Origin of the sequence: Plantibacter sp. 2H11-2, assembly GCF_050031945.1 — a bacterium.
In the GTDB taxonomy this organism is placed as follows: domain Bacteria; phylum Actinomycetota; class Actinomycetes; order Actinomycetales; family Microbacteriaceae; genus Plantibacter; species Plantibacter auratus.
The window spans coordinates 103,392-121,027 of sequence record NZ_JBNBBL010000010.1 but is presented as its reverse complement, the minus strand read 5'-3'; the positions used below and the strand labels follow the sequence as shown (position 1 = coordinate 121,027).

Here is a 17,636-nt window from a genome sequence, read left to right as displayed (position 1 = left end):
AGGATCACGCATCACGAAGGAGTGTCTCCCATGCAGCACCGCACCCAGTCCGCCGACGTCGTCGTCATCGGCGGTGGTCTCGCGGGGGTCTCGGCCGCCGTCGCGGCCGCCCGTCTCGGCTCCCGGGTCTCGCTCGTCACGAACCGGCCGGTGCTCGGTGGCAACTCGTCGAGCGAGGTGCGGGTGTGGGTCGTCGGAGCGACCGCGCACGGGCACCAGCGGTTCGCGCGGGAGACCGGCATCATGGGGGAGCTCTTCCTCGAGAACCAGTACCGCAACCCGGAGGGCAACCCGTTCTACTGGGACCAGACGGTCCTCGACCTCGTGCGGGCCGAGCCGAACCTGCAGCTGCACCTCAACACCGACGTCCGCATCGTCACGATGGCGGAGGGCGCTGAGGGCGTGGCGTCGCCGACACCGAGGATCGCGTCCGTCACCGGATGGACGATGGGCAGCGAGATCGAGACGGAGTTCGTCGCACCCGTCTTCATCGACTGCACCGGAGACGGGCTGGTGGGGCATCTCGCGGGCGCGACCTCCCGCATCGGGCGCGAGGGCCGCGCCGAGCTCGGCGAGCCGTGGGCGCCCGAGGTCGCGGACGACGAGCTCCTCGGCAGTTCGATCTTCTTCTACACGAAGGACACGGGACGCCCCGAGCGGTTCGTCGCCCCCGACATCGCGCGCGACATCCGCGACACCCCGATCCTCACCAACCGGATCATCCGGACCGGCGACAACGGCTGCAACTACTGGTGGATCGAGTGGGGCGGCGAGCTCGACACCGTCGCCGAGAACGAGCAGATCCGCGACGAGCTGTGGAGCGTCGTCTTCGGGATCTGGGACTACATCAAGAACTCCGGCGAGTTCGACGCCGACACCCTGACGCTCGAGTGGGTCGGATCGATCCCGGGGAAGCGCGAGTACCGGCGGCTGCTGGGTGACCACACCCTCACGCAGAACGACCTGCTCGACCAGGTCGACTTCGAGGACACGGTCGCCTTCGGTGGCTGGTCGATCGACCTGCACCCGGTTGAGGGCGTCTACGCCGAGACCGCCGGCGCGCAGCAGCGGTTCAGCAACGGCACCTACGGGATCCCCTTCCGCAGCCTGTACTCGCACGACGTCGACAACCTGCTGTTCGCCGGACGCAACATCTCCGCCTCCCACGTCGCGTTCGGGTCCACCCGCGTCATGGCGACCTGCGCGACGCAGGGTCAGGCGGTGGGGACGGCTGCGGCGCTCATCGCCCGCCATGGACTGACGCCGCGGGAGCTCGCCGGGCAGGCGCTCCCGCTCCTGCAGCGCACGCTCCTGCGCGAGGACGCCCCGGTCATCGGCATCACCACGGACGACCCCGACGATCTGGCCGGGCGGGCGACGGTCTCCGCTTCGAGCGCGCTCGACACCATCTCCACGCTGGAGCACCTCGGCTCCGGCGAGCGGTTCGCCCTCGACCGCGACGTCGCGATCCTCGTGCCCGTCGCCCCGACACTCGACCGGATAACCCTGCTCGTCGACGCCGCGAGCGACACCACCCTCCGGGTCGAACTGTGGAGCGCGGGCAAGCGGCAGAACGCCGTCCCCGTCGAGCACCTCCTCGACGGCACGGCCGACGTCACCGCCGGGGTGGGCGTGCCCGCCACCGTCCGCTTCGGATGGACGCCCGAGATCGAACAGAACGCCGTGCTCGTCGTCCGCGCCAACGCGGACGTCAGCCTGCTCCTCACCGAGGGCCACCCTTACGGGCTCCTCATCCTGACGGCCAAGCACGCGTCCGACGAGGTGTTCGACGACCACATCCCCGAGGAGCAGGACCAGGCGATCCTCGACTGGAACGCTCGGAAGCTCCGCGGCCGGGGCGTCGCGCTGACCGTCGGCGGGGAGACCACGGCGTACCGGCCTGAGCGGATCGTCGACGGGTACCAGCGCCCCTACGGCGGACCGCACCTGTGGTCCTCGGCGCGGCTCCAGGACAACCGCGACCTGGTCACCGAGCCCGAGGTCCTCACCCTGCACTGGGATGAGCCGGTCGATGTCGCGTCCGTCCGGATCGTGTTCAACGACGACGTCGACGTGGACCTCATCAACCTGCACCACCACCGCACGGACTTCGAGGCGGTGCCGGAGCTCGTCGCCGCGTACCGCGTCGAGGCACGACCGGCGGGTGCTCCTGAGGGGACGTGGACGGTGTTGGCCGAGGTCGAGGGGAACCGGCACCGGCATCGGATCCACGACGTCGAACCCGTGCGGGTCGACGCCCTCCGTGTCGTCGTCACGGCCACGAACGGGTCGCCCTACGTGAGCGTCGCGAGTGTGAAGGTCTTCGAGCAGCCGAGCGGGCGCACCACCCGGCCGCGCCGAGCCCGACCGCTACGCTGAACACGGCCTCCGAGGCCGGACATCCGAACCGACACCGACACCGTGGAGGACCCGTGGCAGGTGAGATCCAGCAGGGCATCGGCCGTGCAGCATCCGTGCTCGCCGTTCTCGGCGCATCGACCACCGGACCGTTGCGGGCCTCCGACATCGCCCGTGCGACCGGTCTCGGCACCTCGACGACCGCACGCCTCCTCGGCACGCTCGAGGAGCTCGGCTATGTGACGAAGGCGGCCGACAGTCCGTCCTACGCCATCGGCGCGACCATCCTGGCGCTCGCGAGCGAGGGGCTCAACCAGAACCCGGTGCACCGGGAGTCGCGTGCTCCCGCTCAGGAACTCGCACAGCGGATCGGCCTCAGCGTGAACGTCGGCGTGCTCGACGGCTCGAGCCTCATCTACCTCTGCCACTTCGAGGGAGCCCTCGCCCCGAAGTCGCACTCGATGATCGGGCTGCGCCAGCCGTTGCACGCCTCCGCGCTCGGCAAGTGTCTGCTCCTCGACCTCGACGCCGACGGCCTCCGTGCGCTGCTCGGAGATGAGCCGCTCCCGCGCTACACGGCCAACACCGTCACGGAGCACGCGGCTCTCGCCGCCGAGCTCGCGACGGCGCGGGAACGCGGCGTCTGCATGGAAGACCAGGAGCTCGCGTTGGGTCGTCTCGGGATCGCGGCGCCGATCCGCGACGCGAACGCCAGAGTCGTGGCGGCGATCTCCATCTCGGGTCGGCTGAGCCTGATGCGAGAGCGCAACCTCGACGTCCTCACCGAGGACCTCATCGAGGTGGCCGACCGCATCAGCGTCGGTCTCGGCCTCATCTCCGCGATCCCCTCCTCCTGACCCCTTCCCCACCCGTATCCGATCTCACGAACCGAAGGTGACCCGTGGCGCAATTCGACCTGCCCCTCGCCCAGCTCCAGCAGTACCTGCCCGACCGCGAGGAGGCGCCGGACTTCGACGCGTTCTGGACGGACACCCTCGCCGAAGCCCACGCCCTCGCGCAGCCGACGGTGCGTGAACGATCCAACCCTGAGCTGACGGGTCTCGTCGTCGAGGACGTCACGTTCTCCGGGTTCGGTGGCGACCCGATCAAGGGGTGGTTCATCCGACCGGCCGGCGCGACCGAGCCGCTCCCGTGCATCGTGCACTACATCGGCTACAGCGGCGGTCGTGGGCTCGCCCACCAGTGGACGATGCACCCGTCCGCGGGCTACGCGGTGTTCGTCATGGACACGCGCGGCCAGGGGAGCGCGAACCTGCCGGGCGCGACGGCCGACCCGTTCGGGAGCGGTCCGCAGGTCGCCGGGAAGATGAGCGCCGGGCTCGGCAGCCCCGAGACCTACTACTACCGTCGGGTCTTCACGGATGCGGCACTCGCCGTCGACGTGGTGCGCAGCTTCCCGGAGGTCGACCCCGCCCGGGTCGTCGTCGCCGGTGGCAGCCAGGGTGGTGGCATCGCCCTCGCCGCGGCCGGGCTCTGCGAGGGACTCGCGGCGGCGCTCGTCGACGTCCCGTTCCTGTCGCACTTCCGTCGTGCCCTGCAGATCACCGACGCGAGCCCCTTCGCGGAGCTGAAGACGTACCTCATCAGCCGACGCGGCCACGAGGAGGAGGTGTTCCGGACGCTCTCGTACTTCGACGCGACGAACTTCGCCGCCCGCGCGACCGCCCCCGCACTGTTCTCCGTCGCGCTCTGCGACGCGGTGTGTCCGCCCTCGACGGTGTACGCGGCGTTCAACCACTACGCGGGCACGCAGAAGGACATCGCCGTCTATCCGTACAATGGGCACGAGGGTGGCGGGCCGGTGCAGCAGCAGGCGCAGCTGAACTTCCTCGCGGACCTCCTCGCCTGACGCGTCGTTCGCCCGAACGTGGGCGAACGGGCGTGGGACGATGTGCACGTGACTGAGACCGGCGGCACCGACCCGACCCTGACGACCACCCGGCGTCGGACGCGTGCCGGCATGATCGCGGCGATGGCGCTCGTGCTGTCGTTCGCGGCCGGGGCGACCGACGCCTTCGCGTTCCTGCAGCTCGGCGGCGTCTTCACCGCGAACATGACCGGCAACTTCGTGCTGGCCGGACTCACGAGCCGGCCCGACTTCGGCGAGGTGCTGCTCGGGGCGACCGTCGCCGTGCTGCTGTTCTCCGTCGGGACGTTCCTCGCCTTCCGCTTCACGAGGCTCGTCGCCACCGCTGACAGACCGACCCCGGAGGCGCCGCAGCACCGGCTCGTCCTCGTGCTCGGCGGTGCGGTGATCGCGCAGGCGTGCGTCCTCATCGGATGGATCGTGTCTCCCGAGACGCGCACGACGCCCGTGATCTGTGTCCTCATCGCGCTCTCCACGCTCGCGATGGCGGGGCAGACGGCCGTCGCCCGTCGCATCGAACGCTCAGGCGTGACCACCACCTTCGTGACCGGCACCCTCACGAGTCTCATGCAGAGCCTCGCCGACGGCGTCCACGACCACCACCTCATCCGGATCGGCGCGATCGTGCTGCTCGTGGCGGGCGCCCTCTGCGGCGCGCTCCTCACCGGCGTGGACCCGGTGTTCGGTGCGGCGCTGCCCCTCCTCCCGTCGATCGTCGGGCTGGTCCTCCTCCGGCTCGCGCCGACGGCCTCCAACGCCTGATCCACCGAACTTCGAGCGCGTGTCCGAGACGCGCCGCCGTCAGTGGGTGAGCTGCGCCCGGATGAGGATGGGGAAGTGGTCGCTCGCCTCCGAGGTGGGTCCTGTTCGTCGACGAGGGCTTCGATCGGTTCCAGTCGGGTGTGCGGAGCGACGCTGCCTGAGCGACCGAGCACCCAGTCGATGCGTGCGTTCCCGGGACGCTGGGGACCGTAGCCCTGGAACGTGCCGATACCGTCGCTCTCGACCGGCGAGAGGTCGACGAACCCGGCGTCCGCCAGGGAGTCGTGCGCCGCCGATCCGCGTTCGGTGTTGAAGTCGCCGGTGAGGAGGACGGGGACGTCGACGCCGGAGAATCGGTCGGCGATCAGCTTCGCGCTGCGCGTGCGGACGTCGTCGCCGTGCGGTGAGCTCTCGTGGTCGAGGTGGGTGTTGGCGAAGACGAGCTCGTCGCCGGTGCGACGCTCGCGGAGCCTGACCCAGGTGACGAACCGTGCGTGCAGCGACGGCCAGGTGTTCGAGCCCGGTTCGTCTGGGGTGTCCGACAGCCAGAATTCGCCGGCGTCGAGCTGTTCGAACCGCGAGCGGCGGAAGCACACCGGCCCGTACTCGCCGGCCGAACCGCCGTCACGGCCCTGCCCGAACCAGTCGTACTCGGCGAGGCCCGGGAGCAGGTCGTGCAGCTGGTGCTCGCGGACCTCCTGCAGCCCGAGGAGGTCTGGGGCGTTGCGGGCGATGACCTGTGAGACGAGCGGTGCACGGTCCACCCACTCGTGACCGGGCTGGGCGACGGCGGTGCGGATGTTGTAGCTCATGACGGTCAGGACGTTCTGGGTCAGGATGGATTCGCTCACCCGGCCAGCGTAGGGGAGCCGGGTGACGGGGAGCTGTCCCCATGTCGCTGGGCGGCCCGGCTGCCTAGACTCGCCCCATGACCTTCGACCTCGCCGACGCCCAGGCCCGGGTCCTCGCTCTGAACAGCGAGGACCTCCCGTTCATCTACGACCCGACTCCCGACGGCGTCGTCGCGCACTGGCGGTACGCCGACCAGCGCTGGCTCGGCTTCATCGGCGCCGGGATGTTCAGTGCCGAGTACGAGCTGCGGGTCGAGCTGCACCCCGAGGACGGCGAGTGGGAGTTCCACGAGCACTCCTCCTCCTCGAAGACCACCGTCGGCCTCGACGGGCTCTCGACGAAGCGCACGTGGCAGTCCGGCCCCCAGAAGACCTTCACCTTCGGTGGGCGCGCCGCGCCGATCGCACAGTCGACCGACCGGAACGGCACCACGACCGGCCACCTCATGGGCTACCAGTTCACGACGGACGAGGTGAAGCAACCCGTCATCGACGCCCTGACCGCCGCCGGCTGGAAGCCGCGAAAAGGGTTCTTCGGCAAGCTGTTCGGGGGCTGATCAGCCGGCCTGAGTCGCCCGGAACTGCACGGAAATCGCCGAAATCCGTGCAGATTCGGGCGACTCACGCACGCGCGACGACCGCCGCTAGGCTTTCAGGAACCTCGACGCCGACCGGACGGATGGACCTGTGCTCGTCACCATCACCTCGACCGCGCCGTCGGCCGCCGACCTGGGGCACCTCGTCCGCAAGCATCCCGCGCGGGCGCAGAGCTTCGACCTCAGTGTCGGGCGCGCCCACGTGTTCTACCCGGAGGCGACCGACGAGCGGTGCACCATCGCCCTGCTGCTCGAGGTCGACGCGATCGCGCTCGTCCGTCAGAAGCGTTTCGGCGGCGGTGACAGCGCGTCGCTCTCGCAGTACGTGAACGACCGACCGTACGCGTCGTCGTCGATGGTCGCCGTCGCGATCGGGCAGGTGTTCCGCAGCGCCATGACCGGCCGCAGCGACTCCCACCCGGAGCTCGCCGCGGCAGCGCTCCCGCTGACGATCACGGTCGCGGCGGTGCCGTCGCGAGGCCTGGAGCAGCTGGCGACCCGACTCTTCGGTCCACTCGGCTGGACCGTCGTCGAACGGGCGATCCCGCTCGACCCGACCGTCCCCGCGTGGGGCGACTCGCGATACGTCGACCTCGAGCTGACCGGAGATCTCCGCCTCGCGGACGCGCTCCGCCAGCTCTACGTCCTGCTGCCCGTCCTCGACGACGCCAAGCACTACTGGGTCTCCGACGACGAGGTCGGCAAACTCCTGCGCGCCGGCGAGGGGTGGCTGGCCGACCACCCCGACCGGGACCTGATCACCAAGCGGTATCTCGCGCACCAGTCGCGGATGGTCACCGATGCGCAGTCGCAGCTGGACCCGGAAGCGCGGACCGGCGCTGCCGACGGTGCCGACGCGGTCACACCGTCACAGACGAAGCGCGCCCCGGCCCTCGCCGGCCTGCGCGCCGAGGCGGTCCTGCAGGCGCTCGCCGACGTGCGGGCGCGGTCGGTCGCCGACGTCGGGTGCGGCGAGGGCGCCCTCCTCACGCGATTGCTGGCGGATCCTCTCGTCACCTCGGTGATCGGTACCGACGTCTCCGCACGCGCGCTCGCAGCCGCATCGCAGCGGCTCGGGCTCCGCGACGCGAGCGATCGCGTCCGAGAGCGTGTCCAGCTGCTGCAGTCCTCGGCGACCTACGCGGACACCCGGCTGCGCGGACTCGATGCGATCGTGCTCATGGAGGTCGTCGAGCACATCGACGCTGAGCGCCTCGATGCACTCGAGGCCTCGATCTTCGGTGCTGCGGCTCCCGAAGCCGTGATCGTCACGACGCCGAACCGCGAATACAACGCGTTGTACCCCTCGTTGCCGGCGGGCTCGTTCCGACACCCGGACCACCGCTTCGAGTGGGACCGTCAGGAGTTCGCGACCTGGTGCACCACCGCGGCCGAGCGGTACGGCTACGGCGTCGAGCACCGCACGGTCGGCGACGTCGACCCGCAGCTCGGTTCGCCGACGCAGCTCGCCATCTTCCGGAAGGCCATCTCATGAGCGACCTCGAGCAGACCCCCGCCGCACTGCCGATCCCCGAACTGTCGCTCGTGGTCCTCATCGGGGTGAGCGGGTCCGGCAAGTCGACCTTCGCCGCCACGCACTTCGGCCGGTTCGAGACCCTGTCGAGCGACTTCTTCCGCGGGCTCGTCTCCAACGACGAGAACAACCAGGCCGCCAGCGCCGAGGCCTTCGCCGCGCTCCGCGATGTGGCTGCTCGCCGCCTGGACGCCGGGCTCCTCACGGTCATCGACGCGACCAACGTCCAACCGGCCTCGCGCAAGTCGCTGATCGACCTGGCACGCAACCACGACGTCCTCCCTGTCGCCGTGGTGCTCGACGTCCCGGAGCGCGTCTGCATCGAGCGCAACGAGGCCCGCGAGGACCGCTCGTTCGGCGCGGCCGTCATCAAGCGTCAGCAGGACCAACTGCGCCGGTCGATGCGGCACCTCAGCAAGGAGGGCTTCCGGAAGGTCCACGTCCTCTCCGGCGTCGAGGCGATCGCGCAGGCGTCGTTCGTCCGTGAGCCGCTGCTCAACGACCGTCGTCAGGAGCGCGGTCCCTTCGACGCGATCGGCGACGTGCACGGGTGCCGGAGCGAGCTCGAGACGCTGCTCACGAAGCTCGGGTATGTCATCGAGCGCGATGTCGAGGGTCGGCCGATCGACGCCGCCCACCCCGAGGGCCGCCGCGCGATCTTCCTCGGCGACCTCGTCGACCGTGGGCCGGACACCCCTGGCGTGCTGCGGTTGGCGATGGGGATGGTGGGCGCGGGACACGCGTTGGCCGTGCCCGGCAACCACGAGTCGAAGCTCGTCCGCGCGCTGCAGGGCAAGCGGGTGCAGACCAGCCATGGGCTCGCCGAGTCGCTCGCCCAACTGGCCGAGGAGCCGGAGGAGTTCCGAGCAGAGGTCGAGCGGTTCTGTCGCGAGCTCGTCGCGCACCTCGTCCTCGACGACGGGAAGCTCGTCGTCGCGCACGCCGGGCTGATCGAGCAGTATCACGGACGCGCCTCCGGGCGGGTGCGGTCGTTCGCGCTCTATGGCGACACCACGGGGGAGACCGACGAGTACGGCCTGCCCGTGCGGCTGCCGTGGGCGGAGGACTACCGCGGCAAGGCGACCGTCCTCTACGGCCACGTGCCGACCCTCGACGCCGAGTGGGTCAACAACACGATGTGCCTCGACACCGGCTGCGTCTTCGGCGGCAAGCTGAGTGCCCTGCGGTGGCCGGAGCGCGAGGTCGTCGACGTGCCGGCCGAGCAGGTCTGGTACGAACCCGTCGTGCCGCTCGGCCGCCCGACCGGTCCCGCGGGCGAGCAGCGGGATCCCGGGCTGCTGCGCATCGACGACGTCCTCGGCAAGCAGGTCGTCGAGACCCGTGTCTCGGGCCGGGTCGGCATCCGCGAAGATGCGGCGGCCGGCGCACTCGAGGTCATGAGCCGGTTCGCGATCGACCCGCGGCGTCTGGTCTACCTGCCGCCGACGATGAGTCCGCCGAGCACCTCGCAGCGGAAGGACCTCCTGGAGCACCCCGCTGAGGCGTTCGAGGCGTATCGCCGGGATGGGCTCGACCGGGTGGTCTGCGAGGAGAAGCACATGGGCTCGCGTGCCGTCGTGCTGCTCACGCGTGATCCGGCACCCTTCGGTGCGTCTGCCGGGTGGCGCGGGACCGTCCACACCCGAACCGGACGCCCGTTCTTCGACGAGGAGACGACGCAGACGCTCCTGACCCGGCTCGACGCCGCTGTGGAGCGAGCCGGTCTCTGGGAGGAATTCGACGCCTCCTGGTTGCTCTTCGACAGCGAGCTGCTGCCATGGTCGGTGAAGGCGGAGAGCTTGATCCGCGACCAGTACGCCTCGGTCGGAGCTGCCGCGACCGCTGCACTCCCGGCGGCCGTGCACGTGCTGGAGCAGGCGGCGGCGACGGGTGTCGACGTCTCGGACCTGCTTGAGCGGACGCGTCGACGGGCCGAGGCCGCCGACGCCTACGTTGCGGCCTACCGCCCGTACACCGCGCCCTCGAACGGTCTGGAGGGCGTGCAGATCGCTCCGTTCCAGCTCCTCGCCTCGACGGGGACGAGCCACCTGGGCCGCGACCACGCTTGGCACCTCTCGGTCGCCGACCGCCTCGCGGACGCCGACCCGGAGCTCATCCGTCGGACCCGCTCGATCGAGGTCGACCTCACCTCGTCGGCCTCCGAGAATGCCGCGACCACGTGGTGGGAGGAGCTGACCGGTGCGGGCGGTGAGGGCATGGTGGTGAAGCCTGTGGCCGGCCTCGTCCGCGGTGAGAAGTCGCTCGCGCAGCCCGGCATCAAGGTGCGGGGTCGTGAGTACCTGCGCATCATCTACGGTCCCGACTACACCGAGCCGCACAACCTCGAGCGCCTGCGCGATCGGGACATCGGCCACAAGCGGTCGATGGCGCTGCGCGAGTACGCGCTCGGTGTGGAGGCCGTCGAACGGTTCGTCGCCGGTGAACCGACCTGGCGGGTGCATCAGGCCGTCTTCGGCGTGCTCGCCATGGAGTCCGAGCCGATCGACCCGCGCCTCTAGCGTCGGCTCGTCGCACTCGTCCGTTCCCTGCGCTCCCCGTCCGGTCCCTGAGCCTGTCGAAGGGCGGGGTCAGGCCGTGTGCCCTTCGACAAGCTCAGGGGCCGGGGCTGAAGCGCCGCGACCGGGTCGTCAGCGGAGGACGGAACTCAGCAGGAGGCTCGTCTCGCTGTTGACGACGCCCTCGATGCGCCGGATGCCACCGAGCACGCGGTCGAAGTCGGTGAGGGTCTCGGTGCGGAGTTCCGCGACCAGGTCCCACCCGCCGTTGGTGGTGTGAAGTGCGCTGATCTCGGGGAAGCCGCGCAGTTGGCGGATGACGTGGTCCGTGGAGCGGCCCTCGACCTCGATGAAGGCGATCGCGCGAATGGTCCCCGGGTCCAGTTCGTCGCGCACCCGGACCGAGAACCCGACGACGGTGCCCGAGGAGACGAGGCGCTCCAGGCGGCTGGTGACCGTGGCCCGGGTGACGTCGAGCGACCGCGCGAGGCTCGCGACCGATGCCCGGCCGTCGGCTCGGAGCGCAGCCAGCAGCCTTCGGTCGAGATCGTCGAGCGCTGCCATGCTCACAATGTACAACCGACTTACTCACATTGTGCATAACCTGTGCACAAATCGCGCATCTCTGGAATAGAAAGTGCAGATCGTCGAAATCTAGGCTCGAAGCACCGGGTGCGATCTGCGCACGGTGGCTCTCACACCCCGACCCGTCTGGAGGGAACGTCATGACGCGTTTCGTCGATGTCCGCAACATGATCCGTTGGACGGCCGACCGAGGTCCCGAGCGCATCATCGCCGGCATGATCGACTACCTCGAGGCCGACTTCCGCCGCTGGCCGTCGTTCGACAAGAGCCCGCGCGTCGCGAGTCACACGCCCTTCGGCGTCATCGAGCTCATGCCGACGAGCGACCACGAGACCTACGCCTTCAAGTACGTGAACGGCCATCCCTCCAACCCGGCACGCGGCTACCAGACAGTGACCGCCTTCGGTGTCCTCGCCGACGTCCACAACGGCTACCCGACGTTCCTCGCTGAGATGACGCTCCTCACGGCCCTCCGGACCGCCGCGACCTCGGGCATGGTCGCCAAGCACCTCGCTCGTCCCGACTCGAGTGTCCACGCGCTCATCGGCGCCGGCAGCCAGGCCGAGTTCCAGGCCCTCGGCATGCGCGCCGCCCTCGGCATCAGCACCGTTCGGATCTGGGACGTCGACCCGCTCGCGATGGACAAGTTCGCGCGCAACCTGGAGCCGCTCGGATTCGAGGTCGTCATCGGGACGAGTGCCGCCGACGCCGTGGCGGGCGCGGACGTCGTCACGACCTGCACGGCCGACAAGGCGCTCGCGACCGTCCTCACGAACGACCTGGTCGAGCCCGGCATGCACCTGAACGCCATCGGTGGCGACTGCCCCGGCAAGACGGAGCTCGAGGCATCGATCCTCGATCGCGCCGAGGTGTTCGTCGAATTCCCGCCGCAGACCCGCATCGAGGGCGAGATCCAGCAGATGGCCCCCGACTTCCCGGTCATCGAGTTCTGGCAGGTGCTCACCGGCGCCGTCCCCGGCCGCACCTCGCGCGACCAGATCACGCTCTTCGACTCCGTCGGCTTCGCCATCGAGGACTTCACGGCGCTGCGGTTCCTCCGCGACTCCGTCGACGGCAGCGAGTACTTCGAAGAGATCGACCTCGTCGCCGCCCCCGATGACCCGAAGGACCTCTTCGGACTCGTCGGCGCTCTCTCTCCCGTCGGCTGAGTCCGACATGTCCGTGCAGGCGCCGTCGGCCGTGGTGCTCATCCGGCCGCACCGGTTCACGCCGAACCCGCTGACCGCGGCCGACAACGTCTTCCAGGTCGCGGACGGTGTCCCGTCGGCGTCCGCGGCCGGGGTGGCTCACGCGGCGTTCGACGAGGTCACCGCCGTGGCGCAGGCACTCGATGCGGCGGGCGTCCGCGTCCACCTGTTCGACGACGAGGACCCGGATCGCCCCGACAGCGTCTTCCCCAACAACTGGCTGTCCACGCATGCGGGCGGTCACCTGGCGGTCTACCCGATGTACGCGGTGAACCGCCGACGCGAGCGCCGCTGGGACATCGTCGAGATGCTGAAGCGCGAGTACCGCGTGCAGGACGTCATCGACTACTCGGGGCTGGAGCTCGACGACGTGTTCCTCGAGGGCACCGGTGCGATGGTGCTCGACCACGCGGCACGGGTGGCGTTCGTCGCACGATCCCACCGCGCCGACCCGATCGCCCTCGAGCGGTTCTGCACCAACTTCGGGTACGAGCCGCTCGTCTTCGACGCGGTCGACCCGCACGGGGTCCCGATCTACCACACCAACGTCATGATGGGCGTGGCGACCGAGTTCGCGCTCGTCGGTCTCGACCTGATCGCCTCGCCGGCGCGCCGCGAGCAGGTGGTCGAGCGGCTCACCGCCCACGGGCGGACGATCGTCGACCTCGACTACGGGCAGGTCTGCGACTTCGCCGGCAACGCGATCGAGCTGCGGTCGGCGACGGGGGAGCGCCTCCTCGCGATCTCCAGTCGCGCCGTCCAGAGCCTGCGGTCGGACCAGTTGGCGGTCATCGAGCGCAGCTGCCGGATCCTGGCGCTGGACGTCCCGACCATCGAGCTCGCCGGGGGCTCCGTCCGCTGCATGATCGCCGGGATCCATCTGGACCGCCGGCCGTCCGCACCGGAGCCTGCGCCGAACGCCGATCCACGGCTCGCGAGGGCTTGATCTGCGCCGCTCGATCGTCCGATTAACGCGAATCGCCGCCCGCTGCGCTCTCAAGCAGCTCGCCGACGGACGATCGCGCGCTGATCGGCTAGATTGACGATCGATCAGCTGATCGACGTGGAATCCGGCCGACGACCCCTCGGCCAGCGCTGGAGAGAGTGGGCGATCGTGCCGCTGTTGGAACCCGAAGCCTCGCGACACGGCCGCCTCCGGGTCTTCGCCCGCGCCCAGTTGCCGTTCGCGATCGCCTTCGCCATCGTCGCGATCCTCGTGGCGGTCGTCCTGCCGGAGCGGTTCTTCACCCTCGCCGTGCTCGGGGGCACGGCGATCGCGGTGGTCAGCACCGTCCTCGCCGCGGTCCTCCCGTGGGAGCGCTGGCCGACGTCCGCCATGGCCGCGATCGCCGTCCTCGACCTGCTGGCCGTCGCCTGCGTCCGCATGGAGCTCATCAGCGTGGCCCCGGGGGCGAGCCTGCTCTGCATCTTCCCCGTCCTCTGGCTGGCGTTCGGCTTCACCCCGCGGATGATCATCCTGGCTGTCGTGGGGACCCTGTTCATCAGCAGTGCCCCCTACCTGCTCCGTGCGCGCACGCCGACCAGCGCCGTGGACTGGCTGAACGTAGCCCTGCTGCCGTTGCTCACGATCGGCATCGCCGTTGCGGTCAACATCGGCGCCCGCCAGTTGCGACGGGGCCAGCGGGCGATCCGGGAGCAGGCGGCGGAGCTCGAAGTCTCGCTCGCGAGGGCTCTCGATGCTGAGGCGCTCGCCGAGTCGATCCTTGAGACGGTCGACGCCGGCGTCGCCTTCTACACCGCCGACGGCACCCTGCGTCTGGCCAACGCGCACGCCGTCGACATGGTCAGCGCCGTCGGGTTCCGACTCGACACCCCGCCCTACGCCGGTCCGCACGTGCTCCAGGCCGACCGGCGGACGCCCATCCCGTTCGACGAGCAGATCATCCCGAGAGCGCTCCGCGGTGAGCTGCTGTCGAACCACCTCGAATGGGTGGGGGAGGCCGGCCGCCAGCGGGCGATCCTGGCGAGTTCCACCCGGGTGGTCCGGAACGGCGACACGCACCTGGGGACGGTCATCGTGGCGCACGACGTCACCGAACTCGCGAACGCGATCAACGTCCGTGAGGCGTTCCTCACGACGGTGTCGCACGAGCTGCGGACACCGCTCACCTCCATCCACGGTTACCTCGAACTGATCATGGACGACGCCGAGGTCGACGCCCCCGGTCTCCTTCCGGCCCTGCGGGTGGTCCAGCGCAACGCGGTCGCGCTCGAGCAGCGCGTGCAGGAGCTGCTGGCCGCGTCGGACTCCACGGTCCAGATCGAGCCGAGCCGTATCGACCTCACTGACGTCGCCGCGCGTGCGATCGAGACGGCGACCGCGGGAGTCTCCGGTCCGGTCGTCCGACTGCACGCCGATGCGGCGGCGGTCGTCTCTGCGGACCCCGAGCAGGTCCACCGCGCGGTCACCGAGCTCGTCGCCAACGCCGTGAAGTTCACGCCGGGCGATGGGACGGTCGACGTGGTCGTCGAGCCGGGTGCCGGGCACGTCGAGGTGACCGTCAGCGACACGGGCGTCGGGATGAGCGCCGACGAACTCCGTCAGGCCTTCGACAAGTTCTACCGGGCCGACTACGCCCGGGACCAGGCGGTGCAGGGCGTCGGGCTCGGCCTGCCGGCGGCGCGGGCGATCGCCGACGCGCACGGCGGTTCCGTGACCCTGCGGAGTTGTCCCGCTACGGCCAGCGCCCCCGGTGCGACCGTTGCGACCCTCGTACTGCCGCTGGAGCCGTCGGTCATCCCGTCACGATGACGCGGACACTGGCGCCCTCATTCTGCTGACGGCTCGCCGAGGAGCGCCGACCGCGCCGCATCGAGTCCGGTGACCTCGGCGGTCCAGTCGGGTCGCACGAACTCGTCGCGGTGCAGTCGGAGGCCCTGCGACTCGACAAGTTCGCCCGGACGGCCGATGAAGCGTTGGAGGCCGTTGTCCCGATAGCCGAGTCGTCGCGAGACGCCCAGCGATGCGCCGTTCCAGACGGCCGCGTCCGACACCGCGACCTCCGCGTCGAGGTGGTCGAACGCGAACTGCAGCATGCCCGCCCGCATCTCGATGCCGAGCCCCTTGCCCTGCTGTGCCTGCGTCAACCATGAACCGCTCCCGACCGTCCGGGTGACGGCGAAGTCGCGGGCGCCGATGTCCTGCAGACCGATCGGCGTCCCGTCCAGGAGGATCGCGAGGTTGAGCGTCCAGGACGACGGCGTCGCGCCTGCACGCTGGGTCCAGAGGTGCCGCGCGGTCTCGCGGATGAGTTGTTCGCGCGGCTGGTCGGTCCACGGCGTGGAGAACGGCATGACGGCGGGATCGTGGACGCCAGCGAGGGCGGCCTCGATCAATCCGGGGAGGTCCTCGTCGCGTACGAGGCGCAGGACGAGTCTCGGCGTGCGGATCTCCAGGCCGAAGAGTGGCCAGACGTCGGTGAGGCTGAGCATCAGGCCACGGTATCGCCTCGGGCTGTAGCCGGTCGAGGCCGCCCTGTCGAGCCGGGGGTGCCGGGGGCGGCTTCCGTGACACACTCGACGCGCCGCGGGATCGCGGCCCGGTTCGACGATGAGAAGGGCTCAACGATGAAGTACACGCACCTCGGCCGCACGGGGACGGCGGTCTCCCGGATCGTGCTCGGCACGATGAACTTCGGCGACCGGACCAGCGAGGAGGACTCGTTCGCGATCATGGACCGGGCGTTCGACCTCGGCGTCAACTTCTTCGACACTGCCAACGCCTACGGCGGCAGCGCCGGTCGTGGGGCGACGGAGGAGATCATCGGCCGGTGGTTCGCAGCCCGTCCCGGCGTCCGTGACGACATCGTCCTGGCGACGAAGGTCCACTCGCCCATGGTCGCCCCGAACGACGACGGCTCGGACGTCGTGAACGCGCGTGGCGCGTCGGCCTGGCAGGTCCGTCGTGAGGCGATCGCGTCGCTCGAGCGCCTGCAGACGGACCGGATCGACCTGTACCAGTTCCACCACATCGACCGGCACATCTCCTGGCAGGAGCTGTGGCAGGCGATGGAGGTGCTCGTCGCGCGCGGCGAGGTCGTCTACACCGGTAGCTCGAACTTCGCGGCGTGGAACATCGCGCAGGCGAACGAGGTCGCATCACAGCGGCACTTCCTCGGCCTCGTCAGCGAGCAGTCGCTCTACAACCTCGCGCAGCGCTCGATCGAACTCGAGGTCATCCCCGCCGCGCAGCACTACGGGCTCGGCATCCTGCCCTGGTCGCCGTTGTCGGGCGGGCTGCTGAGCGGCGGCTCCTCCGACAAGCGCGCTCGATCGGGCGAGTCCCGCATCACCGAGGCCCGAGCCAAGCAGCAGGACCAGCTCGACGCCTACGACCGTTTCGCGGCCGAGCGTGGCTGGACCTCGGCGTCCCTCGGTCTCGCGTGGCTCCTGCATCAGCCCGGCGTCACCGGCCCGATCATCGGACCGCGCACGATCGAGCAGCTCGAGTCCGCCGTCGCAGCAGTCGACATCGAGCTGAGCGCCGACGATCTCACCGCCCTCGACGAGCTCTTCCCCGGTCCCGGTGGCCAGGCCCCGGAGGCCTACGCCTGGTAGGCGTGTGCGATGCGGCCGACCGCCTCGGTGATGGCGGTCGGCCCGGTGTTCAGTTCGAGGATCTGTCGGCTGATGTTCGGCTCGAGGATGAGTGCCTCGAGGACCGCAGCCACGTCTGCGCGCGTGATCTCGTCGTGGAGTTCGGCGGGCCCCAGGGCGACCGTTCCCCGGGCCGGGTCATCGGTCAGCAGCGACGGGCGGAGGATGACCCAGTCGATCGGCTGGCGGGTCAGCGCGACCTCCGCCCGCTTCTTGACGGCGAAGTAATGTTCTTCGTCGTCGCTCAGTTGCCGTTCGCGCCAGGCCTCCGGCATCACGGAGAGCAGGATGAGGCGCTTCCCCGGTGACGCAGTGACCGCTTCCGACACGCGCTGGAGCGCCGCGTCGTCGATGTCGTCCGTCACGCTCTGGGGTCCGGCGTTCGACCCTGCCGCGAAGACGATGACGTCCCAGTCCGAGATCATCGCCGTGATCTCCTCCGTGGTGGCGACCCCGAGCTCGCCGGTGACGGTCGTCACTCCATTGGCGAGGGCGGGAGCCGGCAGCGACGACCTCGTGAGGCCTGAGACGACGACACCTCTGGCGCGGAGCCGGGTCGCCAGGAGGCGACCGACTCTGCCCGTGATCCCGAAGATGAACACGCGCGTAGTGGGTGCGGCTGAATCGTCGTGGGATGCGTTCTCGGTCGCGGCGGTGGTGTCTCGTGACGTCATGGGTGATCCTCTCGATCCATTACCTACCGATAGTAACTTACTAATAG

General features: G+C 70.0%; 14 protein-coding genes and 1 pseudogene. 11 read left to right on the top strand and 4 right to left on the bottom strand.

The window, feature by feature from the left end:
• The first annotated feature begins 30 nt into the window (after nucleotides 1–30).
• The 4 genes from ACQG07_RS17370 to ACQG07_RS17355 are packed head-to-tail and all read left to right on the top strand — an operon-like array spanning nucleotide 31 to nucleotide 5,008.
• On the top strand, nucleotides 31–2,379 hold the full coding sequence (locus ACQG07_RS17370; RefSeq protein WP_426738964.1) for an FAD-dependent oxidoreductase: 2,349 nt from the start codon (nucleotides 31–33) through the stop codon (nucleotides 2,377–2,379).
• 53 nt (nucleotides 2,380–2,432) lie between these two features.
• Nucleotides 2,433–3,215, top strand: coding sequence for an IclR family transcriptional regulator (locus ACQG07_RS17365; RefSeq protein WP_159876585.1), 783 nt, complete (start codon nucleotides 2,433–2,435; stop codon nucleotides 3,213–3,215).
• A gap of 44 nt (nucleotides 3,216–3,259) precedes the next feature.
• Nucleotides 3,260–4,228, top strand: a complete 969-nt coding sequence (locus tag ACQG07_RS17360) for an acetylxylan esterase (protein ID WP_411557319.1) — start codon at nucleotides 3,260–3,262, stop codon at nucleotides 4,226–4,228.
• A gap of 48 nt (nucleotides 4,229–4,276) precedes the next feature.
• Nucleotides 4,277–5,008 (top strand): YoaK family protein, encoded by a 732-nt coding sequence (locus ACQG07_RS17355; protein WP_426738963.1) that lies wholly within the window; start codon nucleotides 4,277–4,279, stop codon nucleotides 5,006–5,008.
• A 173-nt stretch (nucleotides 5,009–5,181) separates the two neighbouring features.
• Here the strand turns inward: ACQG07_RS17355 and ACQG07_RS17350 are convergent.
• Nucleotides 5,182–5,820 (bottom strand): annotated as a pseudogene (locus tag ACQG07_RS17350) (endonuclease/exonuclease/phosphatase family protein); the annotation flags it as partial.
• Between the two features lie 116 nt (nucleotides 5,821–5,936).
• Here ACQG07_RS17350 and ACQG07_RS17345 point away from each other — a divergent pair.
• The 3 genes from ACQG07_RS17345 to ACQG07_RS17335 all read left to right on the top strand — a co-directional run bounded on the left by ACQG07_RS17345 (nucleotide 5,937) and on the right by ACQG07_RS17335 (nucleotide 10,508).
• On the top strand, nucleotides 5,937–6,416 hold the full coding sequence (locus tag ACQG07_RS17345; protein WP_426738962.1) for a hypothetical protein: 480 nt from the start codon (nucleotides 5,937–5,939) through the stop codon (nucleotides 6,414–6,416).
• Nucleotides 6,417–6,546: 130 nt separating this feature from the next.
• Nucleotides 6,547–7,950 (top strand): 3' terminal RNA ribose 2'-O-methyltransferase Hen1, encoded by a 1,404-nt coding sequence (locus tag ACQG07_RS17340; RefSeq protein ID WP_426738961.1) that lies wholly within the window; start codon nucleotides 6,547–6,549, stop codon nucleotides 7,948–7,950.
• Complete coding sequence (locus ACQG07_RS17335; RefSeq protein WP_426738960.1) at nucleotides 7,947–10,508, top strand: polynucleotide kinase-phosphatase; 2,562 nt, start codon at nucleotides 7,947–7,949, stop codon at nucleotides 10,506–10,508. Before ACQG07_RS17340 ends, ACQG07_RS17335 begins: the two co-directional genes overlap by 4 nt.
• A gap of 129 nt (nucleotides 10,509–10,637) precedes the next feature.
• Here ACQG07_RS17335 and ACQG07_RS17330 read toward each other — a convergent pair whose 3' ends face one another.
• The gene (locus tag ACQG07_RS17330) at nucleotides 10,638–11,069 is read right to left on the bottom strand and encodes an Lrp/AsnC family transcriptional regulator (protein ID WP_079704383.1); all 432 of its coding nucleotides are present in this window, start codon (nucleotides 11,067–11,069) and stop codon (nucleotides 10,638–10,640) included.
• 161 nt (nucleotides 11,070–11,230) lie between these two features.
• Between ACQG07_RS17330 and ACQG07_RS17325 the strand changes: the two genes are divergently transcribed.
• The 3 genes from ACQG07_RS17325 to ACQG07_RS17315 all read left to right on the top strand — a co-directional run bounded on the left by ACQG07_RS17325 (nucleotide 11,231) and on the right by ACQG07_RS17315 (nucleotide 15,071).
• Nucleotides 11,231–12,259 (top strand): ornithine cyclodeaminase, encoded by a 1,029-nt coding sequence (locus ACQG07_RS17325; protein ID WP_426738959.1) that lies wholly within the window; start codon nucleotides 11,231–11,233, stop codon nucleotides 12,257–12,259.
• Between the two features lie 7 nt (nucleotides 12,260–12,266).
• Entirely contained in the window at nucleotides 12,267–13,244 is a 978-nt protein-coding gene (gene ctlX / locus ACQG07_RS17320) for a citrulline utilization hydrolase CtlX (protein WP_426738958.1), read from the top strand.
• A gap of 168 nt (nucleotides 13,245–13,412) precedes the next feature.
• Complete coding sequence (locus ACQG07_RS17315; protein WP_426738957.1) at nucleotides 13,413–15,071, top strand: sensor histidine kinase; 1,659 nt, start codon at nucleotides 13,413–13,415, stop codon at nucleotides 15,069–15,071.
• Nucleotides 15,072–15,088: 17 nt separating this feature from the next.
• Here ACQG07_RS17315 and ACQG07_RS17310 read toward each other — a convergent pair whose 3' ends face one another.
• A complete protein-coding gene (locus ACQG07_RS17310) occupies nucleotides 15,089–15,751 on the bottom strand; it encodes a GNAT family N-acetyltransferase (protein ID WP_426738956.1) in 663 nt (220 codons plus the stop codon).
• A gap of 135 nt (nucleotides 15,752–15,886) precedes the next feature.
• Between ACQG07_RS17310 and ACQG07_RS17305 the strand changes: the two genes are divergently transcribed.
• Nucleotides 15,887–16,876, top strand: a complete 990-nt coding sequence (locus ACQG07_RS17305) for an aldo/keto reductase (RefSeq protein ID WP_124767888.1) — start codon at nucleotides 15,887–15,889, stop codon at nucleotides 16,874–16,876.
• Here the strand turns inward: ACQG07_RS17305 and ACQG07_RS17300 are convergent.
• On the bottom strand, nucleotides 16,864–17,589 hold the full coding sequence (locus ACQG07_RS17300) for an NAD(P)H-binding protein (RefSeq protein ID WP_274498902.1): 726 nt from the start codon (nucleotides 17,587–17,589) through the stop codon (nucleotides 16,864–16,866). The two genes, ACQG07_RS17305 and ACQG07_RS17300, sit on opposite strands and share 13 nt — an antisense overlap.
• Between the last annotated feature and the right edge of the window lie 47 nt (nucleotides 17,590–17,636).

What these genes read in the sequence shown, in the direction of transcription:
- ACQG07_RS17370 (WP_426738964.1), top strand. Translation starts at nt 31, where the DNA reads ATGCAGCACCGCACCCAGTCCGCCGACGTCGTCGTCATCGGCGGTGGT.
- ACQG07_RS17345 (WP_426738962.1), top strand. Translation starts at nt 5,937, where the DNA reads ATGACCTTCGACCTCGCCGACGCCCAGGCCCGGGTCCTCGCTCTGAAC.
- ACQG07_RS17335 (WP_426738960.1), top strand. Translation starts at nt 7,947, where the DNA reads ATGAGCGACCTCGAGCAGACCCCCGCCGCACTGCCGATCCCCGAACTG.
- ACQG07_RS17330 (WP_079704383.1), bottom strand. Translation starts at nt 11,069, where the DNA reads ATGGCAGCGCTCGACGATCTCGACCGAAGGCTGCTGGCTGCGCTCCGA.
- ACQG07_RS17325 (WP_426738959.1), top strand. Translation starts at nt 11,231, where the DNA reads ATGACGCGTTTCGTCGATGTCCGCAACATGATCCGTTGGACGGCCGAC.
- ctlX (WP_426738958.1), top strand. Translation starts at nt 12,267, where the DNA reads ATGTCCGTGCAGGCGCCGTCGGCCGTGGTGCTCATCCGGCCGCACCGG.
- ACQG07_RS17310 (WP_426738956.1), bottom strand. Translation starts at nt 15,751, where the DNA reads ATGCTCAGCCTCACCGACGTCTGGCCACTCTTCGGCCTGGAGATCCGC.
- ACQG07_RS17305 (WP_124767888.1), top strand. Translation starts at nt 15,887, where the DNA reads ATGAAGTACACGCACCTCGGCCGCACGGGGACGGCGGTCTCCCGGATC.
- ACQG07_RS17300 (WP_274498902.1), bottom strand. Translation starts at nt 17,589, where the DNA reads ATGACGTCACGAGACACCACCGCCGCGACCGAGAACGCATCCCACGAC.